This window comes from Leptonema illini DSM 21528 (assembly GCF_000243335.1).
Classification (GTDB): Bacteria; Spirochaetota; Leptospiria; order Leptospirales; family Leptonemataceae; genus Leptonema; species Leptonema illini.
The window spans coordinates 843,939-866,078 of the sequence record NZ_JH597773.1; the positions used below are offsets into that span (position 1 = coordinate 843,939).

15 protein-coding genes are annotated in these 22,140 nt (G+C 56.9%); 6 read left to right on the top strand and 9 right to left on the bottom strand.

What is annotated here, in order from left to right:
• Window positions 1-2: 2 nt before the first annotated feature.
• From LEPIL_RS03825 to LEPIL_RS03855, 7 genes are all read right to left on the bottom strand, one after another.
• Window positions 3-1,523: a UDP-N-acetylmuramoyl-tripeptide--D-alanyl-D-alanine ligase gene (locus LEPIL_RS03825; RefSeq protein ID WP_002770121.1), complete on the bottom strand. Its 1,521-nt coding sequence runs from the start codon at window positions 1,521-1,523 to the stop codon at window positions 3-5.
• Window positions 1,524-1,615: 92 nt separating this feature from the next.
• Window positions 1,616-3,205: a Zn-ribbon domain-containing OB-fold protein gene (locus LEPIL_RS03830; RefSeq protein ID WP_002770123.1), complete on the bottom strand. Its 1,590-nt coding sequence runs from the start codon at window positions 3,203-3,205 to the stop codon at window positions 1,616-1,618.
• Window positions 3,202-4,377: a thiolase C-terminal domain-containing protein gene (locus LEPIL_RS03835; protein ID WP_002770125.1), complete on the bottom strand. Its 1,176-nt coding sequence runs from the start codon at window positions 4,375-4,377 to the stop codon at window positions 3,202-3,204. Before LEPIL_RS03835 ends, LEPIL_RS03830 begins: the two co-directional genes overlap by 4 nt.
• The gene (locus LEPIL_RS03840) at window positions 4,374-5,534 is read right to left on the bottom strand and encodes a hypothetical protein (RefSeq protein WP_002770127.1); all 1,161 of its coding nucleotides are present in this window, start codon (window positions 5,532-5,534) and stop codon (window positions 4,374-4,376) included. Before LEPIL_RS03840 ends, LEPIL_RS03835 begins: the two co-directional genes overlap by 4 nt.
• Before the next feature lie 211 nt (window positions 5,535-5,745).
• Window positions 5,746-6,495, bottom strand: coding sequence for a hypothetical protein (locus tag LEPIL_RS03845; protein WP_002770128.1), 750 nt, complete (start codon window positions 6,493-6,495; stop codon window positions 5,746-5,748).
• A gap of 55 nt (window positions 6,496-6,550) precedes the next feature.
• The gene (locus tag LEPIL_RS03850) at window positions 6,551-8,365 is read right to left on the bottom strand and encodes a penicillin-binding transpeptidase domain-containing protein (protein ID WP_002770130.1); all 1,815 of its coding nucleotides are present in this window, start codon (window positions 8,363-8,365) and stop codon (window positions 6,551-6,553) included.
• Complete coding sequence (locus LEPIL_RS03855) at window positions 8,362-14,190, bottom strand: Ig-like domain-containing alpha-2-macroglobulin family protein (protein WP_040918283.1); 5,829 nt, start codon at window positions 14,188-14,190, stop codon at window positions 8,362-8,364. The genes LEPIL_RS03850 and LEPIL_RS03855 overlap by 4 nt, the downstream gene beginning before the upstream one ends.
• A 232-nt stretch (window positions 14,191-14,422) precedes the next feature.
• On the opposite strand from LEPIL_RS03855, the gene LEPIL_RS03860 reads away from it, so the two are divergent.
• Both LEPIL_RS03860 and LEPIL_RS03865 read left to right on the top strand, forming a co-directional pair.
• On the top strand, window positions 14,423-15,421 hold the full coding sequence (locus LEPIL_RS03860) for an adhesin OmpL37 family surface protein (RefSeq protein WP_002770134.1): 999 nt from the start codon (window positions 14,423-14,425) through the stop codon (window positions 15,419-15,421).
• On the top strand, window positions 15,418-16,326 hold the full coding sequence (locus tag LEPIL_RS03865) for a class I SAM-dependent methyltransferase (RefSeq protein ID WP_002770136.1): 909 nt from the start codon (window positions 15,418-15,420) through the stop codon (window positions 16,324-16,326). The genes LEPIL_RS03860 and LEPIL_RS03865 overlap by 4 nt, the downstream gene beginning before the upstream one ends.
• 21 nt (window positions 16,327-16,347) lie before the next feature.
• Here the strand turns inward: LEPIL_RS03865 and LEPIL_RS03870 are convergent, their stop codons facing one another.
• Entirely contained in the window at window positions 16,348-16,935 is a 588-nt protein-coding gene (locus LEPIL_RS03870; protein ID WP_157135020.1) for a GNAT family N-acetyltransferase, read from the bottom strand.
• 120 nt (window positions 16,936-17,055) lie between these two features.
• Between LEPIL_RS03870 and LEPIL_RS03875 the strand changes: the two genes are divergently transcribed.
• From LEPIL_RS03875 to LEPIL_RS03890, 4 genes are all read left to right on the top strand, one after another.
• A complete protein-coding gene (locus LEPIL_RS03875; RefSeq protein WP_002770140.1) occupies window positions 17,056-18,018 on the top strand; it encodes a calcium/sodium antiporter in 963 nt (320 codons plus the stop codon).
• Window positions 18,019-18,295: 277 nt separating this feature from the next.
• Window positions 18,296-19,450, top strand: coding sequence for a serine hydrolase domain-containing protein (locus tag LEPIL_RS03880; protein ID WP_052608141.1), 1,155 nt, complete (start codon window positions 18,296-18,298; stop codon window positions 19,448-19,450).
• Complete coding sequence (locus tag LEPIL_RS03885; protein ID WP_002770144.1) at window positions 19,447-19,752, top strand: hypothetical protein; 306 nt, start codon at window positions 19,447-19,449, stop codon at window positions 19,750-19,752. The genes LEPIL_RS03880 and LEPIL_RS03885 overlap by 4 nt, the downstream gene beginning before the upstream one ends.
• Window positions 19,753-19,885: 133 nt before the next feature.
• Window positions 19,886-20,707 carry a hypothetical protein gene (locus LEPIL_RS03890; RefSeq protein WP_002770146.1) on the top strand — a complete coding sequence of 274 codons (822 nt, stop codon included), beginning with the start codon at window positions 19,886-19,888 and terminating at the stop codon, window positions 20,705-20,707.
• 118 nt (window positions 20,708-20,825) lie between these two features.
• Here LEPIL_RS03890 and lysA read toward each other — a convergent pair whose 3' ends face one another.
• Window positions 20,826-22,088, bottom strand: coding sequence for a diaminopimelate decarboxylase (gene lysA, locus LEPIL_RS03895; protein ID WP_002770147.1), 1,263 nt, complete (start codon window positions 22,086-22,088; stop codon window positions 20,826-20,828).
• Between the last annotated feature and the right edge of the window lie 52 nt (window positions 22,089-22,140).

Here is a 22,140-nt window from a genome sequence, read left to right on the forward strand (position 1 = left end):
CCCTATCCTTTTCCAAGCAGCTCACGCAAAACGGGCAAAACCCGCTCCATGCGCGCGCTGCGAGATCCCTTCACAAGAATACCGTCAAATCCGCCGACCTGATCCGGATGCTCTTTCAGGTACGTCGACAGACTGAGCGAATCAGAGAAATACTTTCCTTCATCGCCGCCCGCTTTTCCGCCGGCTTTCCTGAAGGCGGCATGCATCCCCTTCACGTCGACATTCCCACAAACGAAAAGATCGGCAAAACCGGCATCATACAGATCGTCCCCAACCTGCCTGTGACCGGCCTCGCTGAAATGCCCGAGCTCGGCCATATGCCCTGCCAGACAGAGCAGGCGCCCCGAGGGCAGCAGCTCCCGCAGCGTGCGAATCGACTGACGAAACGAATCCGGATTGGCGTTATAGGTATCGTCGACGATAAGCGTCGAGCCTGCTCTCTCCGTGCGAAAGCGACCGCGAGCCTGCGGCCTCAGAGCGGCCGTGCAGGCCTCAAGGCCTTCGCCGAACCCGGCATGCTGAAGCAGAAGCACACAGGCCAGGATGTTCGACGTCATCGCAGCGCCGGCGTACTCGCCCGACGAATAAAGCGTGTCGTCCAGCCGGAATCCCGAGCCTTCGTAGAGGGCCCGGCGTATCTCCCCTCCCCCTTGTGAATCGGGTGCCTTTGCTATATCGTCGGTGATCAGCTCAAAGAGGATGGGGCGCACCTTCGCCTTTGCCGCCTGCTCCTGTAAGAGCGCATGGCCCGGGGCCACAGCCGGGTAGACAATCACACCGCCGCTCATGCCTGTGAGGATCTCAAGCTCGGCCGCCGCCACTTCCTCTATTGAAGAAAAGAACTCCATGTGCTCAAAGCCGATGCTCGGAACGACGCAATGATGCGCCCTCACGATGCGGCTCAGATGCTCGATCTCGCCCGCATGATTCATGCCGATCTCAAGCACGGCAACCGACGCCGTATCGGGAAGGGAGAGCAGCGAAAGCGGAACGCCCAGATGATTGTTCCAGTTACCGGGTGTTGCGAAAACGGCATCGTCACCAAGGCGGCATCGCAGAAGCGAGGACAGGATCTCTTTTGTAGACGTCTTACCGTTTGAGCCGACGACGGCAAAGATGGTTCCGTTATAATGACTTCGTCGGATGGCTGCCATGCGCTGTAGCGTATGCAGCACGTCGGCACAGCAGAGGATCGCAATATCGGAGCCGTCCGGATTCCCATTCCGGATGCCGTTCAAGTCCTGGTCCGGGCCGGTCGCTCTGATATCCTCTCTCATGGCCTCTTGCACGGCCACTCGCACCTCATCGACGCGGCCCTGCTCCACTAAAAGAGAAGTAGCGCCGTTTGCAACGGCAGCCGCAGCATAAAGATGGCCGTCGGTGTTCTCTCCTTTCATGCAAACAAAGAGATCGCCTGCTCTGGCCTCACGCGAATCGAGCACCGCTCGCTCAATGCGAAGCTCGCTACGATCGAATCCGATCACGCCGGCAGAGGTCAGGTCGGCTGCCGAAAGAACACACATAAACCCGATTTTTTCCTCTGCCCGGCGCGGGCAACTCTTCCCGTACAGGACAGCCGAATGCCGCCCGTATTCGCCGACAAATTAGCCTGCAATCAGATGCGCGTAAAACGCTGCACGTCTGCCATCGCTCCTTTGCGCTGATCGGCCGGCTGCCAGATCGCCTTCACACGATCGCCGACGACAACGTCACCGTCGAGCAGATGATAGAAATGCGTGCTTGCTCCGTCGAGCTTGATGTATCCATACGTGTAGGGCGGCTTCGCCGGCTGTCCGGGGAATTCCAGATGAACGGTTGTGCAGCTTTCGACGACGCCCGTATCGGGAAGCGCCACAAACTCGAAGGCATCGGCAAAGCAAACGCCGCAGTATAACTTTGGCGGTACCTGAACTCTCTGGCACTTCGAACATACGGTTCCGTAGAAGCGTCCTTCATGCTGCAGGCCGTCATAGAAGCGCGAGAGCGCCGAACCGCAATGCCATTCATACTCGATGCGCAGACTACCCTCGACGACCGACACGCCTTCTCGAAGCCTGCGTTCCTCTTCAAGTAGAACGGAGGTATCGACTGAGCCATCTTCTTTTCGCAGAAAGGCATCTACGATCTGCACGTCGTCGACGACGATGCCCTTGCGTCTGTAGAACTCGCGCATCTGGCGCTCGTCTTCTTTTGCGTTCTGGCGCAGAATGACCATCCCCCTGTTTTTGCGCCCGCGAGCGACAACGGCATCAATCACTGCCGGATGAGTGTAAAGCTGCTCGGTGAGCGGATCAACGTCCGCAGAGTCGCTCACCGAGGATACGGTCGCATAACGCTGCTCAAACTCCTTTTTCAGAGAGGGAGGAATTACGCCGCTCTGCACGAACGTCACACTATTGAATTTCCACAGATGCGTCGATCGAGCGGCAGCCTGATAAAAATAAGCCGGCGCAATGAGCAGAACCCGGCCATGCTGCTCGCAAAAGGCCTGCACCTCATAGAGAAGAGAATGCACCGAGAAGAGCTCTGCCTGAATCACGTGCGCTTTTTCAAGCAGCCCGTTGCCGCCCGCCCGCAGCGACTCCGGCTGTGGCGTGACGACGATCACCTGATCGACCTCGCCTGCCTTGCTTCGAATAACATCAAGCGCCGCTTCATCGATTGCTGCGACGGCTTCCCGTCTTGCATGCGCCGGTTCTGTCTGTGCCGGTTCTGCATGCACCGATTCCTCCTGGACCTGACCGGAGTTATCCGCCACAAGAAAGCAAGGGCCGGCGAATACAAGCGCCGCTCCGGGCTTGAGTACATCAAGCATAGACTCGTCGGCACAGACGCGATGAACGAAGGGCGCCTTCAAATCGGGATGCGAGATCAGAGCAAGAAAGGAGCGCTGATCGTCCACGCCCTCAATACCGTTTCGCCCCGGCCAGCCGTCATAGAGAAGCGATCCTGCTTCAAACAAAAAGCCATGCACTGACAGAGGCCTTCGGTCGGGCTGCCCGGAGTCAGGAGACACATCAGATTGCGCAAAACCCGGATCCTGAGAAATGCCCGGATAGAACTGCCCATCCGTAGAAAAAAGCTCCTTTCGTTCGAGCGACTTCAGAAAGTCGCCGATCAAGCCGCCGGGCGTCCAGCGGTGCTGCAGTTCAACGGCGCCCTGTACGATACGCGGATGTTCCGTTACCGGAAGGTCTATCTTCATTTCTCTGCCCTCACATCGTCGATCGAGCGTTCTTTTGAAAGGATGCTGATGCTGTGAAATTGAATGGCGCCGCCCCAGCCATGGGCCAGACCGATACGCACGTCGGGAATCTGTCGATCGCCGGCCCGTCCGGTTAACTGTAAGACTATCTCTGCCTGACGTATCATCGAGCTCGCTCCGACCGAACTGTTTGAGAGAACGCCGCCCGACGGATTCACGGGAATCCCGCTCACAAGCCCCGGATGTCGTTCGACGGCCTGCCAGCCTTCGCCATGACCGCAAAGGCCGAGGCCTTCATACCAGATCATATGCTGGCTTGAGAAGGCATCATAGATCTCCATGATATCGATCTCAGGCGTGGCGATGCCGGCGCGATCATAACAGAGCTGCGATGCCCGACGCAGCGCTTCGGGCCAGGTCCAGTCTCGATCCACGTGATTCATGCCGTCCGAGACGGCCGCCATCGCCTGAATATAGACGACGGGCAGACGCCGGCGCTCGGCCAGATCGGCTCTCTGCACGATCAGAGCGCAGGCGGCGTCGCTTGTGGGGCAGGAATCGAGCAGACGCAGCGGAGTGGATAACCAGTCCATACGAAGAGCGGCCTCTTCGGTCAGGCCGGGTAGACGTAGCTGTGCGTAAGGGTTATTCATAGCGTTTTCACGCATCTTCACGCCGATGCGGGCCAGATGATGACCGTCGGCATCGGGATAACGCTTCATGTACATCGATGCCTGATTGGCGACGGCCGAAGGAGCGCCTGCGGCAAAATCCCGTCCGAGCAGCGGCGAATAAACAAGCGAAAGACCGTATTGTACGGCGCTCTCGCTGAGCTTGTCGCCGGCCACGGCAATTACCGTATCGTAGCCGCTGCGACACAGCACATCGGCGACCATCGTGGCCGCCGCTCCGACCGTTCCACCGGTAGCGACGCGAAACACCGGCACGCCCGGAAGCGTCCATCCTGCGGCCCAGAGCTCGGGGTCGGCGACGCCCTCGAAAAACTCAGGGCCTGAACCGACGACGACGGCGTCGATGGCCGATGCGGGTAGCCCTGCATCCAGTAGTGCAAGCCGGCATGCCTCGCCGAGCAGCTCCGGATAACAGACATCTTTGCGCTTGAGCCGTGTGCGCGTCTGGCCTGTGCCGATGATCGCCGTCTCTGCCTTCATTTCTCTGCTCCTGTATGTGATGCTGAAGCGGGTAACGCGGTCGTCTGTGAGCGATTGCTCAGATGAAAGCTTGATACCGAGGCAAGGCCGGCAGAAGAAATCACAAGCGCGTCGGCCTCGTTTCCTTTCGCCGCCTCCTTCGTTAACAATTCATGGGCGGCCAGTATCCGGGCCGCTCCCGTCGCCGGAGGCGAATACACGCAGGGGCCCGTCGTATTGATGCGGCCGTCGTTCAGATAACTATCGGGATCAGACGTATCAAGAAGACCAAGAGACTCGGCAAGCATCCATTCATGATGAGCCCATCCGTCGACGAACTCAAGAAACGTTCGTCCGCGAAACAGTGCCTTCGCATCTTTTATAGCCACTCCCCCTGATGCTTTCCCTTCGCTGGATTCTTCCGGGCTCGCCGTGAATGACTGCATGGCGTCCTGTATGGCCTTTTCTGCCGTATGCCAGAAGGCAAACTCCGAAAACGGAAAGGCGGCCGTAGCAAGCCCCACCCCAGAAACGGCGGTGAACGAAAGCCCTTTCTTCTGAGCGAAATCCCCCGTAGAAAGAAGCAGGGCCACACAGAGATCGCCATACTGCGGCAACATACCTTTGCGAAGCGGCAGAGCCACAGGAGCGGACTTCTCGACGATGTCGACGGCAACGCCGTGCCGGATCGCCCGACTGCGACATAGATGACTTTCGGTTAAACCTGTTCTTTTCAAGAACTCCGAAGCCTGCAATCCGGCCAGTGCGGTCACCGTTGCCCCGACAGGTCGTTGAAAAAAGGGATCGGTGCCCATCAGTTCAAGGGCCGCCGTATCGACCTGAGAGGCCTTGCCGTAGGCGACGATCAGGACGCATTGCGAAAGCCCGGCCTTCAAACGATGTAAACCATAGGCGACGGCCCGACCGGGCTCGCCTTCAAGCTTCGTCTCCTGCTTTAAAAAAGAGCCCGCCGCCTCTACCTGATAGACGTGCTGTATAGCGATACCTTCGAGGGCGTCGTCGGCATTCTGAACGACAAAATCGATATCGCCGACCGTCAGAGAGGCCGCCTGAAGCGCTCTCTTAACCGTAGCGTAGACGAGCTCGTCTGTGGAATACTCCGTTGCCTGAAGGGACTGAAACATGGCGCCGCCACAGATGCCCGTTCGGTCTGTCATATTGAAATCTCCCTGTGGCTCGACAGAGCCAGAAATTGACTGACATGTCAATCAATTTCTGGCCGAGTAACTCCCGGAGAGGCCGAATAAGCACGAAACAGAGAAGCGGTTGGACTGCCAGGTGCGGGGATTACTTTCGCGCTTTTCGTGTTTTTCGGGTTCAACAAAAGTTTCGATCAATGCTGCGGGCAAGCGCGGTGGAATGCGAAAGTCAGTGTGCCTGACGTTCTTCAAGCGAGCGGCGGTCGCGCACAAGCATACGCGGCAGCTTCATTTTGCGGATCTCATGGATGAGCAAAATAGTCCTCTCTGTACTCAGCAGCTCGAGCAATGCAAGAGAGCCCTCAAGCCCGTTCCAGTCAAAGAGCTTGATCAGATTCTCAGCTCCCAGAAAGCGAAAGAGTAGCACCGTTTCGTGCACGCTTTTGCCGGCAAACCAGCGTCGCAGCTGATCGGCGGGAAGTCGGTCGGCTAACCTTTCAACATCGGAGAACGGAACTCCATCCAGTAAATGAAGCAGACGCTCGGGCTCCACCGCTTCAAGAACGGGGATCCAGCGCTGCGAGCCACCCTGGGAAAGAAGACGCAACACCGAAGAGGCGCCGATACGGAGCAATAGATCGACGTTGAACTGGATGCCAAATGCGGCGATGAAGCGATCGATCTCTTCGGGGTCGCCCTCCCTTACCATCAGGACCAGATCGTCGATCGGGCAACGACCGATAATCGCGACAAGATCGTCGACAGTCAGTGTCTTCAGAAAGTGAATGTTACGTTCGAGATCGGCATCGGTTAACAATCTGAGGATCTTGGCATGATCGGCGCGATCCGAAAGTTCCAGCAGGCGCTTCGGTTCGACGTTGCTGATCAATGTGAAAAGCTTGCTCCAGCCCAGGGTGGTCAGATAATCAAGCTGACGCGCCAGTACGGGCGGGTTGGAATCGTGGCCCTTTTCCTGCATCTGACCAGAAAAGCCGGGCGGCCTTTGGCGGTAAATCGAATCATCGCACCTCGATTTATCTTACCTCGAAGCGGCGCCGCGCGAACCGGCCGCTTTCATCGATAAGCCGAATCTCATACCGACCGCGTTTCAGGTTTACAAGCATGCGTCCTGCTTCCACCTTTCTACCGTCAAACCCCGGCACGACCGCTCCGTCGCGAAGAAGCGTCAGTCGCGCAGAGGCGTTCACCTCAAAAGGAATGCTCTGTCCTTCACTTCTGTGCGGATCCAGATAGAAGATCTGCCCGGCCATGGGCGAAAGCAACAGGCCGTTCGAACGATCCAGGAGAATACGTCGCACCGTTTCATCGACATGCCTATCGCCGGGAAGCAGCAGCTCTTCTATTCGACTGCAATCGTCGCCTTCGTCGGGATGACGGCAGATCGACGCCGTTCGCCAATCAGACGGATAACGAAAGGTCGGATGCCCCTGCCCGGCCAGCATGCGCACGATTTGATGAAAGATACGAGCGGCGCCGCGAAGGCCCGATACGGCGTTCATGCTGGCGCCGCTGTAATTGCCGACCCAGACGGCGACGATATAGCGGTCCGTATAACCCGCCGTCCATGAATCGCGAAACGACTGCGACGTTCCCGTTTTCGCCGCTACATCGAACGGAAAGTCGAGATAGTTCCGGCGACCGAAGCTGATGCGGCGGGCCTCGCGATCTGAAAGGACGTGTGTGATGAGAAGCGACGTCTCACGTGAAAAAAATCGCTGCACAGGCGGGCGATCTCTTACAGGCCTGCCGGCTGCCGTCAGAAAGATGGGCCCATCATCGGTTCCCATATAGAGAGGTAAGAGCTCCCCGCCTGCTGCCGGTATAGAAAAGAGCATGGCCGTTTCAAGCACGGAGGCTCCGCCCGTTCCAAGGGCCATGCTGAGTCCGTATCTTTCCGGATGCTCGATATGATCCAGGCCGACGTTACGCAAGAAATCCCCGTATTCGCGCACCCCCACAAGCTGAAGCATACGCACGGCAGGGATGTTACGCGACGCCGCCAGGGCTTCCCGGACCGTTATGCGACCGGCGAATTCGTTATCATGGTTGCGAGGCTCATACGCCTCGCTACCGTCGAGAATGCGCAGAGGCGTATCGTCCACCGCATCTCCAGGACGCACGGCGAATCGATCGAAGGCCATTGCATAGATAAAGGGCTTGAGCACCGATCCGGCCTGGCGAACGAGCAGGGCCCCGTTCAGGCCATGCGCCGCTCCCGTATCGACCATCGCTCGCAGCTGCAGATAATCGTTCTGTCTTTCAAGAACGACGACAGACGTCTGGTAGGCGCCCTGCTCGCGCAACACGGCCAGCTCGGATCGAACGATGGCGGCGATGCTCTGCTGCATCGCGTCGCTGATCGTCGAGCGGATCTCGCCACGAAAGCCGGTTCGCTCAAGCGTAAGCGCCGGAGCGTTACCCGCCGTGTGCGTCGCCGTTGAGCCTTCCCCCAACAGAAGAGCGAGATCGCGAATCTGGACCGGCATGAGCACTCCATCCAGAAAAAAAGCGCCCAGGCGGCTCATACCGGAGCGCAGAACGCCGCTCTGAATCCCCAGACGAACGAGTACGGGCTGCATCAGGTAATCGGCGACGCGAATACGCTCCTGCCAGCCCGGTTGTTCTCCCGAAAAGAGAACATCGACGTTCCGGACTGTGGCCGTATTAAAATAGATCGTCACTCCCTCTTCAGAGATCAAGCGAAGGGAGTTAACAGGGATACGCCGAGCGCTGAGCGAGAGCAGAAGTAACACTAACAGGCCGGGAAGGGCGAGCAGAGTCACGCTCAGAAGCGCTTCTCTGCCCGATCCTGAAAGCCGCCCTCTCATTTCGTCGCTTCGACTGCGCCGCCATCCGTTCGACCGAAGATCTCGGGCTCATACATGGCCTGGGCTTGCGCCGGTGGAAGCAGCGTTCGCCCTGCCTGGATCGGCCGCACAAGATAGATATACTCATGCACACCGGCCGAAAGATAGGGATCGGTGACGATGTAGGCGTCGTAACGCTTCTCGACGATCTCGCCCGATCCAAACCATGGGTAATCCGACTGGCCCGTGCGTTCGAGGTCGGCAAGCGACAGCCCCTCGGTTTGAAAGGAGGTGTTAACGATCTCGGTCGCCGACGCTATCGGATCGCGAAGTAGAAAGTTCGCGATCGGTCTTCGCGTGATGATACGCAGACGCACGGGATAGACGTCTCCGCGCCTCAAGCCTTTAAGCGATACGGGCTTCATGCGTTCATCGAGAACCTCTCGCGTTATATAGATGCCTTCATCCTTTGCCTGGATTTTCGTGAAATCGACGGCATAGTCGAGCGTCGCATTGTAATACACCCTGCCCTGCTTCGAGGGGTTCATGATCTTCAACGACTTCGGCTTATCGAGATTCTTCAGGGAGAAGCGCTTGATCAGCGCCTCCGTATCGACGGAGGTCGAAAGCAGCGGGCTTTTCGCGTCAAAATCCGCTTTAAAAAGATCTTTGCCATCGAGCGAAACGGCGACGCCCGTCGGAATACCTTTCTCATAGACCTCATGATAACGCCGTATCGCCATAGCCAGCGCCGCCTCATCATGACTGGACGATTGAAAAACGTTGCGATTCGCCGCTCCGAGCACCATCTTCGAAACAAAATCGGGGTGCAGATTGCGTTCGGTTAAATAGCGGATCCAGACGCCCAGAGTCGAGCCGCTTGAATAATAGATACGCGAGGCCGAGAAGGGCAGCGTCTCGCGAAGCTCGATCTTACGGGTCGAGAAGCTCAGGCGATTCTTGAAATCGTCGATGATGCGATTGGCAGCCGGGCCCGTATCGACCTTCATGCCATGCGCCGTGAGAAGGGCGTATCCGCGACCGCGCAGCGATAGCTTATCGCTTTCGGCAAGAGCTGACTTCACGAGATCGGCGCGTCCTCGCCCGTACAGAGAGAGCACATAGTTCAGGTAGGTCATCGTCTCGATCTGATAGAACCTCGTCTCTCTACGCGGGTTATCTCTGTACGCGACAAGATAACTGAGCGCTCTCGGAACGATGGCGTCCACACGCCCTTTATAGGCGGCCGGAGCGGGCAGCTTGGTTAACGCCTCAAGCACATACGCCGTGAGATAAGGATCGGAGGACGATTCGAGCTCCTTCCATAGACGCAGGCCTCCGTCTTCGTTCTGAAACGACGGCAGCGATCCATAGAAAAGATCATTCAGGCGGGCCGGATCATACTCGCCGCCCGTCTTCGTCGGAGCAAAGGGGCCGGCCATCACATGAACGACCGTCGCCGACGTGCGCTGTTCGAGGCACAGATACGGGTTCAGCGCAAAGAAGTCGTAACCTGATTTCAATCCCAGAAGCGCCGTGCCCGACATCTGCAGCGAAAGTTCGCCGGGGTTCTCATCGGGATCGGGCACAAGCAGGCCTTCCTCGGCCGTATCAACGGCTCCGCCTGAAACGGTGAAGGCCTCTCGCACAACTTCCTGCCGCAATGGAACGGAACGGCTCATACCATCGGCGATATCGCCCGTTCCTTTTGCCCTGAAGCTGAAGGCAATCGATCCGGCATCGAGACGAAACGACGGATTCATAGGATCGACCTTCTCTTTACGCAGGTCCTTCAAGAAGGACGGGCTTCGCGGAATCTTGCAATAGAACAGTATCTCGCGCGTTTCGCCCGCCGCCAGGCTAACCTCTTTCGTCAGCTTCTGCGGAATGGGTTCTTTTCCGTTCAGGCCCGATGGGTCGGCGGCGCAGAGAGCGGGGCTGCTCTGAAATTCGAAAACAAAGTCGGATTTCGCCCCCGTCTGGTTAATGACGAGAGCGCCGGCCCAGATGCCGTCGCCGGGTCGCACGAAGTTAGGCAGAACGGGCATGGTGACGACCGACTTCTGCACGCGAAACTCTTCTTCGGCCTTGCCGTAAAGACCGTCTTTTGCGGCAAGCGCCATGATACGGAAGGTCGTCAGGTTATCGGGCAGACGGAACTTCAGCGTGATCTTCCCGCCGGCATCGGCGACGAGCACCGGCTTCCACTCTGCCGTATAACGAAAGTTCTTGCGCATGCCGTCTTCGCCATCAAGAGCAAAGCCGCCACTTGAGGATTCATCGCCGCCGCCACCAGGCTCGCCCTTGCCGGCTCGCAGGAACTGGTCGATCAGCGATCCGCGAATATCGAGAACGCGAATACCATAAGGCCTCGCATCATAGAAACGCGAGACGGGATCGGCGAATCGATAGCCGACGAGATCAAGGATGGCGCGATCGGCAACGTCGAGAGCAACCTCCGCCCCTGGCGCCGTCTTGATATCGATCTGCATCTCCTGCCCGGGTCCGCACGGATCGCAGCTCTTTTTAATGGCGACGGGAATGCGCTTCGTGTCCGTGGCAAGGTCGACGTATAACGTGCCCATCTTCACGGCCGGCTTACCCGGATCGGCTTCATCGGGAGAAGAGCTCACCTGCACGCGTGGCCTGAAAATCATGACCGATATCTGCACGCCCGGAATATACTCGGCTTTCAAAGGAATATCGACGCTCTGCGAAGAGGACGTCATCTCGATGACGCGACGATCGAGTATGTCTTCGCGCTCCACCGTGATCACGGCCTTCGCCTTTTCATACGGCGATTTGATCAGAATGCGCGCCGTATCTCCGGGACGGTACTGTCGCTTATCGGCAATCAGTTCGACGGAATCGTCTCCGCTGCCCCACCAGTACCCGTAGCCTTTACCCGATACGTAAACCGTCGTCTGCGCGAAGGCACCGTCGCCCGTTCTCACAAGGATCTCGTAGGAGCCCGGTTTCGTCGGTCGGAACGTATAAACCTTCGGCCCGGAGGCCTCTATAGAATCGCGGCCTTCAAGAATTCGAACAAGAGAGTTGATACGCTGCAGTGATCCGGAGGGGCCCTTCGTCTCGACAACGTTATACGCGTTTCGAAAAACGTAGACCTCGCCGCGACCGGGCGCCGCCTGTCCTTTGATGTCTACAAAGAGCACCTCGACCGATGCATCTTTATTCTCTTCGAAAACATAGCGCACCGGGCGCACGGCAGGAAAAACGGCCGATGCATAGTGCGTGTACTCGGCATTCTTCGTCACCGATCGGTTCGATGCGTCGAAGACCTTCGCCTCAAGGCGCATCTTGCGATGTGGACGCACTTCAAGCGTACGCTGCTCTGTCGAAACAAGCGAAATGACGTTGCCTTTTCTGGCCTTTTCGTATTCGGCGGCAAGCAGATAAGTCCGCTTCTCGGATTCAAAAGAACCGGCCGGCATCTGCATCGTGAAGGCGCCGGCATTATCGAGTCGCCCCTGCCCGCGCAGATGGATGCGTTCGATGGAGTTCTCGGGATCGCCCGTTTCAAAGGCCGGGAATTGATTCAGATAAATAGAGGCCGCACGTTCATAGACGACGACGGAGGCGCGTGCCTGGCTCATCGGTGCGCCAAAAAGATAGCGACCTTCGACGCGCACGGGTGCGGGCGAACTCTGCAGTCGATCCTCCGTTCCCGACGCAAGCACCGTAAAGGTCAGAGGACGAAACTCCTCGACCTGAAAGTTATCCCATACGCCTCCCATACTATCGGGCGCCTTGCGTCCGACGAACATATTGGGAACGACCGAAATATTATAATGGCCGAGAGGAGAGTTCTCAGGAATACGCACGGCGTCATAAACGCCGCCCTGCGCCGTCGGCTTGAGAATCTTTGAATAGATCTGTCGTCCGCGCGAATCGTTAATCGACACACGCACATCACCCGCCTTGAACGGCATGAGATTCCCGCGCTCAAGCACCGAGAGAACGGCTTTAAACTGCACGGTTTCACCGGGCCGGTAGAGCTTGCGATCAAACACAAGCATGCCTCTGATCTCGGGCAGGCCTGCGCGATGACTGCCCCACTGCACTCCGCTGTAAACGCGATCGAAGCGAGCCGTTACAAAGGCCATATCGCCGCCATGTCCGGCGCGACGATCAAGGGCAAGATAAAGCGTCTTATCGCCAAGCGACGGGCTTGCCTTCTCGATACGGCAATATCCGTTTTTATCGGTCTCGCACGTGCCGCCCTTTGTCGATCCATCGTACTGCCTGACAAGCGTTCCGGGAAGGGCCTCGCCGTTTGATAGCGAATGCACCCACACATGGGCGGCAAACGGGCTTTCGCGAACGGTTAACCCGAGATCGGTGCTCTGCAGAATTCCGGGGAAGCTGGCCTTTTCTTTATTGCCCTCCCAGTCCAGAACGTCGCCTTCGAAGCGGTAGGCGATCCATCCCGTCTTCTTTTCGTTCTTGCCGTCGGGGCGGTTCACGTTCAGGAAGCTCGAAAAATCGAACTGCCGGGTAAAGACCTGCTCGGGCCCGGCGTTCACAGGCAGAGGAATCTTCTTGAAGTTCAGCTTTTTATGCGGATCGTTTTTATAGTTATCCAGGAAGGCAAGGATCGCATCGAGGCCGATCGGCGCCACCTCCACCCTGACCTCTTTCATGTTTCCATAGCGGTAGGGAATGCGCGGCGAAAGCATCGCCTCGCTTGCTCCCCATCCGGCGTTCAGGGTAAGAAACGGACGAACGGCGGGCATGCGAAAGCGAAAGTCTTTCTCAGCAGGCAGGGCATTGCCGTAAACGTCGGGCAATCCTCTGCGCACGAAAACCCTGTACGACTTACCAGGTTTGACGGGCCAGGAACTTGCCGAAATAAAAGATGTCGAATATCTTTCGTCGGGCTCGGGAATCTTAATCTCGTTATTCTTCTCGTCGTACAGACGTATAAACGGATGCGCCTGAACAGGATCGATTTCATTGTTAAAGCGAAGCCCGGTCTCGTAACTATCCTGAAAGAATTTCGCCTCGTCTTCAAACGTCACCGATACGGGCCCGTAAGTCTGATACTTTCGCGTGAACTCCTGTGCGAGACCGCCTTCCTGGCCTGAGATGGGTAACCCTTTTTTTAGAACAAGCGTTACCTGCGCCCCACGCGGAAGAGGCCTCGCCGGACGAATGCGCATATGCTGCTGTGGCACGTCGTCGTCGCCGATATACTGATCGGCGTCGGGGCCTTCCAGTTCGACGGGTACGGTCGTATTGCCGGCGCGCATCTCGACGAATGGTTTAGCCGTCGACGGATCGACCGGCAGATTGAAACGAACGCGAATCGACGGAGTGTAGTCGACGGTAACGCCGTCGGACGGGTACATATAATCGACTTTAAGAGCCTCGGTATGAAACGAAAAGGTGCGATCGGCCTTCAACGCCCGCCCCTGTAGATCTTTGAGCCCGGCCGGAACGATAATCGTATAATGCGTACCGGCCTTCAGCGGTCCGTCGGGTAAAAAGGCGGCCACCGAGCTTCCGTACCAGCGAAAGCGACCGGAAATCTCGGGCTCGATACGAAAGGGCTTCAGATCTGAAGAATCGACCTTGCCCAGTGGAATCAACGCCTGATTGAAAGAAACGACGATCTCCTTCGCCGCCGTGGACGGAAGCTGCCCGGCAGGAACGGCCTGGATTACCTGAAGGCTGTTTGAGTCTATATCGGGCTCGGGCAGGTAGCCGGGCGGAGTCTGCGCCTCCATCTTTGCCGTGAAAAACGCAAATCCACCGAGGGCGGTTGCGGCGATCAAGAATAGAAGACGACTCTTCGAGGAGGAAAAAAAAGCGAGACGATTTTTCATTTGCATTGCGGTGCAAGCCTCAGACGTTATTATTCAATAGAAATGGAAACTCACGAAGGTTTCTGCGAGCAAATCTCACACAAGAGATTCGCTTATGAAAGATTCTTACGTGGCCGATTCGATCATTACCAGGACGAGGAATCGGGCCAGCTTTTTTTAGCGCCTGCCGACCGTTTCCACCGATATTCATGATATCTGGCAGCATGCGAAGGCATGTTGCCTTCGACTCCTTATGCGCCAGAAGGTTCAACTTTTTCTCTTTACAGGGCTTCTTGCCTGCCTGGCGCTTTTCCCGCATCGGGAGGCGGCGGCGCAGACCATCGATAGCACGGAGCTTAACTCGATGCTGGCACAGAACCGATCCGACGTCGAATTCCTCGACATCGTCGCCTCCAATCTGCCGAAAGAGAGCGATCTACAGAAGCGTATCGTCGCTTCGCTTGAAGAATCGGTGCGACTTGATTTTTTCGCGCGGATGTGGCGGCTGCAGGGCCGATCGGGCGACAGCTTCCGTCAGCTGCGCGCCTCTCGCGTGGCGCTTCGCGAAGGCTACCGGCGCGCCCTCGGTTATTATATTGATACAGGCTGGGTGCTGCTTGAATCGTCGGCTCCCGGAATCGTTCGATCTGAAGATCCTGTCGCCGGCCACTATATGAAGCTCGGATTTCGAGATCTCGAAGCGGCGCGCATCCTCTACCGACAGGGCGTGCGTCATGCGCGCGAAACGCCGACGCTTGCCATCCGCGCCTACTCCGACGGGTTGCGTCGCATCCGTCGCGCACGGCGATACGGACTGCTCGCTCTGGTCGAATCGCGCACCCCCATGACAGAAAAGGATCGCTTCCGAACGGTCAGTCTCGACGATCTGCGCGAGAACCCCGACGACGAGAAAGACACGCGCAGCCACTTTCAGATCGTGCAGGACCGACTGATCAATCTCATCTCGCGACGTATTCTGGACGCTTCGGTTCAATCGGCGAGCCGGGGTTATCCGATCCAGCTTGATCTGCTTGAGCTGCACGAAGACAACTACGGACGGCTGCTCGGCGACCGTGAGGCGCAGCTCGATCGCATCTATGATGAGCTTGATGTCAGCTCTTTCCATAAAGAAGAAAGCCTGCCGAAACGCAATACGCTGAACCGTTTCGAGATTCCGGCCTCGGACTCCGATCCGATCGAGCCTTTGCGTGACGCGCAGCCGGGCGAAGAAAAACCGGATCAGAACCCATGAAACCGGGAAAACCGCATTCCAACCAGAAGCCCTTTCAAAAGCCCTCATATAAAAAGTCGCCTGAGAAGTCGCCCGATCTGAAGAAGCCCACCGACCACAGGAGATCGACCGCGCAGAGAAGAACGCCCGATCGCTCCACCGCATGGGATGCCCAGGCCGCCTGGTATGATCGCCTGGTCGGCGAAGACGGGTCGGATTATCATAAAGAGGTCGTCCTGCCCGGGGCGATGCAGCTGCTTGCGGCGAATGCCGGCGAGCGCATCCTTGATCTTGGCTGCGGCCAGGGCGTATTCTGCCGCCAGCTTGCTGCGGCCGGCATCGAGGTGACGGGCGTCGATCTTTCCTCAGAGCTGATTGCAAAGGCGCGGCGCTACGAAACAGAAAGCCACCTGAATCGTCATGCCGATACTCGTATCGACTATCGCATTGAAGATGCCTGTGCTCTGCCTGCCGATCTGCGTGCAGGCTCCTATGACGGCGCCGTAAGCATCCTGGCCGCCGGCAATATGGAATCCATCGACGGCTTCTTTGAAGGGGCGGCGCAGGCCGTAAAAAAAGGCGGACGTCTCGTCGTCGTCATCATGCATCCGTGTTTTCGCATTCCGCGACAGAGCCACTGGCAATTCGACGAGGCGAAGAAGCTGCAGTACCGCCGCGTCGATCGTTATCTTTCGTCGTTAGCCATCCCCATCGTCACGCATCCGGGCAAGAGGGATTCTTCATACACGACGATGTTTCATCGACCGCTGCATGAGATCGTAAGCTCCGCCTCCCGTGCAGGGTGGATGATTACGGCGCTTGAAGAGTGGACGTCTAACCGACGCAGCGTCGGAGCGAAGGCGAAGGCCGAGAACCGGGCACGCGAAGAGTTCCCGCTCTTTCTGGCCCTACGAGCGGTCACGTAGTTTAAGAGCCGGCCCCAAAACTCAAGGAGGAGTTTTGAGACGTGTTCTAAGAGACCGTTCATAACGGAGCATCGTTCCATGTGGACCGGCCTCTGATTTCGAACGCACACAGCGAAAACCGGCCTTCTCTAAGAGCCTTCGCGAGGCCTGATTCGCTTCAAGGGCGCGAGCGTAAAGCGAGCCCACCTGAAAGGTGCGACAGAATTCAATCAGAGCAAGAAGACCTGTAGCGCCGATGCCGCGATACTGTGGAGCGATCCAGTAGCCCGTCTCGAAGCTCTCACGATGTCGATTGCGCAGCTCGTAGCATCCGGCGATACGCTGCCTGCCATCATCCGTTACGAGAAAAAAGACGTAGTGATCGTCTTCTTCCCAGCCTTCGTTGCAGTATTTAATGAACGAGACGGCATTGCGGCGCGTGTACTTTGATCCGATCGGTACGCCTCCCTGACGTATCATCTGCATAATATCGGCGCTATTGCAGATGCGTACAAGATCGCCGATGCGGCTCTCTGAGAAATAGAGAGACGGAGCGGACAGAAGCACAAAGCGCTGCTCGGTTTTCGGATGAACGACACCTGCCTGTACGGATGGATCGGGTCGCTGCACGCTGCCATTCCTCGTTACGACAGCGAATCGTCCACGGAATTCGCGACAGGGCGCGCACGAATACAGTGAATCTCTGATTTTCGTGTCGCCGAAAAAGCCGGCCTGCATTTTTTGTGCTCGATGCTTCTCACCCTCACCCTCTTCGTCATCGGATTTGTGCTGCTCATTAAAGGAGCTGACTTCCTTGTTGACGGCGCCTCTTCCATTGCACGCAGGTTTAATATCTCAGAGCTGGCCATCGGCCTGACCATCGTCGCCTTCGGCACGTCGTTGCCCGAGCTTACGGTAAATCTCTTTGCCAGCTTTTCAGGCAATACCGACATCGCCATCGGCAACGTGCTCGGCTCGAATATCGCGAACATCCTCTTAATTCTCGGTATTTCGGCGATGATCTACCCGCTGACGACGCAGCGCGGCACAGTGTGGAAAGAGATTCCGTTCAGTCTGCTTGCCGTTGTTTGTATTGCCATTATGGCAAACGACCGCTTCCTCGACGGCATGACGATGAACGATCTCGGTCGGGCCGACGGCCTGGTGCTCATCGCCTTCTTTATCATTTTTCTCTATTATACGTTCGGCCTATCGGCTACAGAGACGAGCGATGTCGACACCGAAGAGCATAAGACGCGTACTCTGCCCGTCTCTGCGTTGATGATTATCGGTGGACTCATCGCCCTTGTCGTCGGCGGTAAATGGATCGTAGACGGAGCCGTCGCCATCGCTCGTATTTTCAACATGAGCGAATCACTGATCGGTCTGACCGTCGTCGCCGTCGGTACCTCGCTTCCTGAACTTGCGACATCGGCGATGGCAGCCTACAAGCGACAGTCCGATATCGCAATCGGCAATGTGGTCGGTTCGAATATCTTCAATATCTTCTGGATTCTCGGCGTGAGCTCGACGATCACGCCGCTTCCATTTAATGAAGGGGCGAACTTCGATATCGCCACAGCGGTCGGCGCCACGCTGCTGCTCTTCTTCGCCCTCTTTGTCGGTCGGCGCCACATCATTGAACGCTGGCAGGGCGGCGCTTTTATTCTAATATACGCCGCTTATACGACATTCCTCGTGATGCGCGGTTGATTCTCTATTTGCTCCCGAATATGGCCGTCTCGCTCCGTTCTCACATGACGTAGCGAGCGCCAACTGGAGACCGGAATAAACCACAGAGTCCTCTGAGGGCACCCGAAATAAACCTCAGAGGACTCAGAGGCCGCCGAGAAAAAATATGCTTGCTTCATGAAGCTGATCGCCGACGGTCAGATTCATGTTTTTGCGAACTGGACTTTTTTGCCTCCTTGCATTTTTCCCTTTATCAGCATGCGCGAATAACGATTCACAGCCGGCCGACGAGCCCGTCGTGCTCTCTCCAGGGCTTCCCTTTCAGGAGCCGCCGGCTCGTTTCCCTGGCACCGAGTGGCCGAGGTCGACGCCCGAGGCCGAAGGCCTGGATCCGGTCGCCGTCGAGCGCCTGCGCACGTATTTGCTTTCGCGTCAGGGTGACGACGAGAACAGACAGGGCATGCGCACGAACGCTTTTGTTATGATCCGTCACGGCAAGATCGTCATGGAAGAGTATGCCCGGGGTTATACAGCGGAGTCGTCCATGCTGACATGGTCGGTGAGCAAGAGCGTCACAAACGCCCTTGTCGGTCGGGCCGCCATGACGAAAGGTCTTGATATCAATGCTCCGGCATCGAGCTGCATTCCCGAACTGGAACGCAAATCACATCAGTCGATCTTACTGCGCCACATCCACCAGATGAGCTCCGGGCTTGGCTTCGACGAAAGCTACGAGGCTTCACCGGTTTTTTCAAGCGTTATCGCCATGCTTTACACGCGAGGCCGATCCGACATGGCGGCGTTTACGGCCTCGTTTGATCTCATTCATCCGGCGGGTTCTTACTGGAACTATTCGAGCGGCGATACGAATCTGATGATGCGCTGTCTGAAGGCTTTTTATACCGAAGAAGAATATGCCTCCATGCCGTGGACGGAACTCTTTGATCCGTTGCAGATTCGCGGCGCCGTATGGGAACGCGACGCCGCCGGGACCTTTGTCGGCTCTTCTTATCTGTACATGCGACCGGTCGATCTCGCCCGTATCGGCTATCTGTATATGCATGACGGAGTCTGGAACGGAAGACGCCTGCTTCCCGAGGGATGGGTGCAATACTCGCTCAGCGTCGTGCCCGCTTATTATAATCGCAAAACGATATCGGTGTCAGAAAGATCGGATAACCCCACCGCCTACTGGTATCGCAACGTCGGCAATCCCGGCCTGGGTATTGAAAAACCCTGGCCCGACGCCCCCGATGACGCCTTCGCCGCTCTCGGCCACTGGGGAAAGGGCATGTGGGTCATTCCCTCGCTTGATATGGTCGTCGTGCGTCTTGGCGACGACCGTCGTTATGCATGTCGGTGGGCCGAGGAAAAGAACTGCGAACCCGATGTAGAGAAGGCCTACAGCAAACACCATCTGATGAAACTCGTTACCGAGACGGTGAAAAAATGAAACGATCAAGACTCATTCGCAATATTCTGCTCGTAGCTGTACTCTTTGCAGGAGGCTGGGTTGCGAAGAATCACAGGGAGCTTTTCAGCTTTCCCGGCATTATCTCTGCATATTACGCGAAAGAATTCTGCTCCTGCCACTTTGTCGAGAAAAGAGACGAAGCCTTCTGCCATGCCTATGCGCGGCAGTACATTCCCATTCAGGATTTCAAACTCGACGCTACGAAGGTAACGGTCCGCGGCCTCTTTATCACCAACTCGGCTTCTTATCTATCGGAACGAGAGGGCTGCCGCATCGACTGACCGACAGATGTCGAGTTATCTCGGGCGGATTAAGAACCCGCTCCGGGAACAGTTCTAAATCCAGAAATAAAAGTTGAACCCAGAGAGGCTATCCGGAACTCTAATCCAGAAACGTGACCAAAAGGAGTTCTATATGCTTCGTTCTATTGCCGTCATGGCAGGGGTTCTGCTCTGCCTGCCTTTGCTCTCGCTGCATGCCCAGGAGAAAAGCGAACAGGATCGCTACCCCACTATCGAGTATCCTCCGGGTTATTATAAAGGCGCCTTTTTCTTCAGCTTTATAGGGGGGCGTTCTATAGCGCCGAGCGGAAGCTTCATCAGGCATGAAAAGGAATACGATAAAACGCTCGCCTTGCAGATCAGAAACGGAGACTACATAAACCCGCTCAGCGCCGCCACATCGAACACCAACCTTCCCTCTTCGTTCGACGCCGAATACACCCCCGGTTACTCCTGGCAGATCGAGCTTGAATATGGCACCTTTTCCTACTTCGGATTCGGATTCACTGTAAGCCAGTTCTCTATTGAGGCCAAACGACAGGACGTTTTCCTGAGCGGCGCAAGTCCTGCCCTTGTCACGCCTGTACCTTTGAGCACGACGCTTTACAACGGCACGTCTGCAATGGGTATGGCGGCCTTCCATCCCATTCAAAAATCCGTCTTTGACCCTTATGTTGTCGTGCGCGCAGGAATGGTCGGCTATAACGGGCAGGCTCATTCCTCAAGCATTCCTGATCCGAACCGCCTCAGCAACCGCATCCAGAACGGACTCGGCATGGCGACCGGCGCCGGACTTGGCGTGAATATTCACTTCACGCGCGTCGTCGGCATCAAGGCCGAGGCCTTTTATCACAAGCAGTTCTTGAAATCCGACAACTTCCCGACAAGAACGCTCGATACCTACACGGCGCAGATCGGTGTCGTCGTGAATACGACGAGGCTGTTTCCGAACTGATCGAGCTTCTAACAGGCTGCTTTTTCAGCAGCCTGCTAAGAACACGCCAGAGAAGCCTTTCATGGTCTTTCTGGCGGAACCTGACCTTTCTGAGCCGGTTTCCAGACCGGCTCAGAACTCAAGATAGATCGAGCTCAGCCGAGATTAGACCATCAAGCGTTTCGCGGCGGCGAATCAATACAGGTTTGCCGCCTGCAATCATCACCTCGGCCGGCCGAGGTCGGCTGTTATAATTCGACGCCATGACGAATCCATAAGCGCCCGTTGTGGCTAACGCGGCGATATCGGATTGCTCAAAATGTGGAAGGTCGCGATCGCGTGCGAGGAAATCCCCCGTCTCGCAAACGGGGCCAACAAGGTCGCCGCGCCGCAGCGGATTTCGATCACTCACGCGATCTTCTCGGGCAGGCAGGATCTCATGATACGCAGAATAGAGCGCAGGGCGGATCAGATCGTTCATCGCCGCATCGCATATATAAAACGTTTTCTCTTCGTTCTCTTTTCGAAAGAGGATGGTCGTCAGAAGCGCGCCCGCTGATCCGACGATGCTGCGCCCGGGCTCGAATAGAATCGTCGTTTCGGGAAAATCGAGAATAGAAAGGATGCGTCGCACGTACTGCTCGGGCTCGGGCGGCGCCTCGCCTTTATAGCGAATCCCGAGTCCGCCGCCGGCATCAAGGAAGGGCAGCTTGCCCATCTTTTCAAGAAAGCGTCGCGCAAGTTCCTTGCCGCGCAGGGCAGCCTCTTCAAAGCCCGATACGTCGGTAAGCTGAGAGCCGATATGATAACCGAAGCCCGATAGCTCGATGCCCGGCAACGTTTGCGCATGGTCGATCATCGCATCGAATTCCGTATACGGAATACCGAACTTGTTGGCCTTGAGGCCGGTGGAGATATACGGATGCGTTTTCGCATCGACGTCGGGATTCATACGAAGACTGACCGGAGCCCGCTGCCCCGAACGAGCGGCAAGGGCCGAAAGACGGTTGAGCTCCTCGGCCGACTCCACTGAGAAAAGCATGATCTGTGCCTGAAGAGCTGCCTCGATCTCATCATCCGTTTTTCCCACGCCCGAAAAGACGATCTTTGACGACGGCATGCCGGCCTTCTGGCATCGATAGAGCTCGCCGCCGCTGACGATATCGGCGCCGGCACCGAGGCCAGCGAGCAGGCGAAGCACCGACAGGTTGGAGTTTGCCTTTACGGCAAAGCAGATCTGAACTCGACGTCCTGCCGCTCCTCTGACGTAGGATTCATATCGCTCCTGAATCAGGCGCTCTGAATATACGTAAAGAGGCGTTTTGAACTGCGCTGCAAGCTTCGATACGCTCTGTCCATCGAAGTGAAGATCGCCGTTCAGGTACTCAAAACCGGGAAGCATGGCGGAAGCATTTTTCGAGTCACGACGCCGGGGAAGCCTTTTACGGCTCAAG

What these genes read in the sequence shown, in the direction of transcription:
- LEPIL_RS03825 (WP_002770121.1), bottom strand. Translation starts at nt 1,523, where the DNA reads ATGTGTGTTCTTTCGGCAGCCGACCTGACCTCTGCCGGCGTGATCGGA.
- LEPIL_RS03830 (WP_002770123.1), bottom strand. Translation starts at nt 3,205, where the DNA reads ATGAAGATAGACCTTCCGGTAACGGAACATCCGCGTATCGTACAGGGC.
- LEPIL_RS03835 (WP_002770125.1), bottom strand. Translation starts at nt 4,377, where the DNA reads ATGAAGGCAGAGACGGCGATCATCGGCACAGGCCAGACGCGCACACGG.
- LEPIL_RS03840 (WP_002770127.1), bottom strand. Translation starts at nt 5,534, where the DNA reads ATGACAGACCGAACGGGCATCTGTGGCGGCGCCATGTTTCAGTCCCTT.
- LEPIL_RS03845 (WP_002770128.1), bottom strand. Translation starts at nt 6,495, where the DNA reads ATGCAGGAAAAGGGCCACGATTCCAACCCGCCCGTACTGGCGCGTCAG.
- LEPIL_RS03850 (WP_002770130.1), bottom strand. Translation starts at nt 8,365, where the DNA reads ATGAGAGGGCGGCTTTCAGGATCGGGCAGAGAAGCGCTTCTGAGCGTG.
- LEPIL_RS03855 (WP_040918283.1), bottom strand. Translation starts at nt 14,190, where the DNA reads ATGAAAAATCGTCTCGCTTTTTTTTCCTCCTCGAAGAGTCGTCTTCTA.
- LEPIL_RS03860 (WP_002770134.1), top strand. Translation starts at nt 14,423, where the DNA reads ATGCGCCAGAAGGTTCAACTTTTTCTCTTTACAGGGCTTCTTGCCTGC.
- LEPIL_RS03865 (WP_002770136.1), top strand. Translation starts at nt 15,418, where the DNA reads ATGAAACCGGGAAAACCGCATTCCAACCAGAAGCCCTTTCAAAAGCCC.
- LEPIL_RS03875 (WP_002770140.1), top strand. Translation starts at nt 17,056, where the DNA reads ATGCTTCTCACCCTCACCCTCTTCGTCATCGGATTTGTGCTGCTCATT.
- LEPIL_RS03885 (WP_002770144.1), top strand. Translation starts at nt 19,447, where the DNA reads ATGAAACGATCAAGACTCATTCGCAATATTCTGCTCGTAGCTGTACTC.
- LEPIL_RS03890 (WP_002770146.1), top strand. Translation starts at nt 19,886, where the DNA reads ATGCTTCGTTCTATTGCCGTCATGGCAGGGGTTCTGCTCTGCCTGCCT.
- lysA (WP_002770147.1), bottom strand. Translation starts at nt 22,088, where the DNA reads ATGCTTCCCGGTTTTGAGTACCTGAACGGCGATCTTCACTTCGATGGA.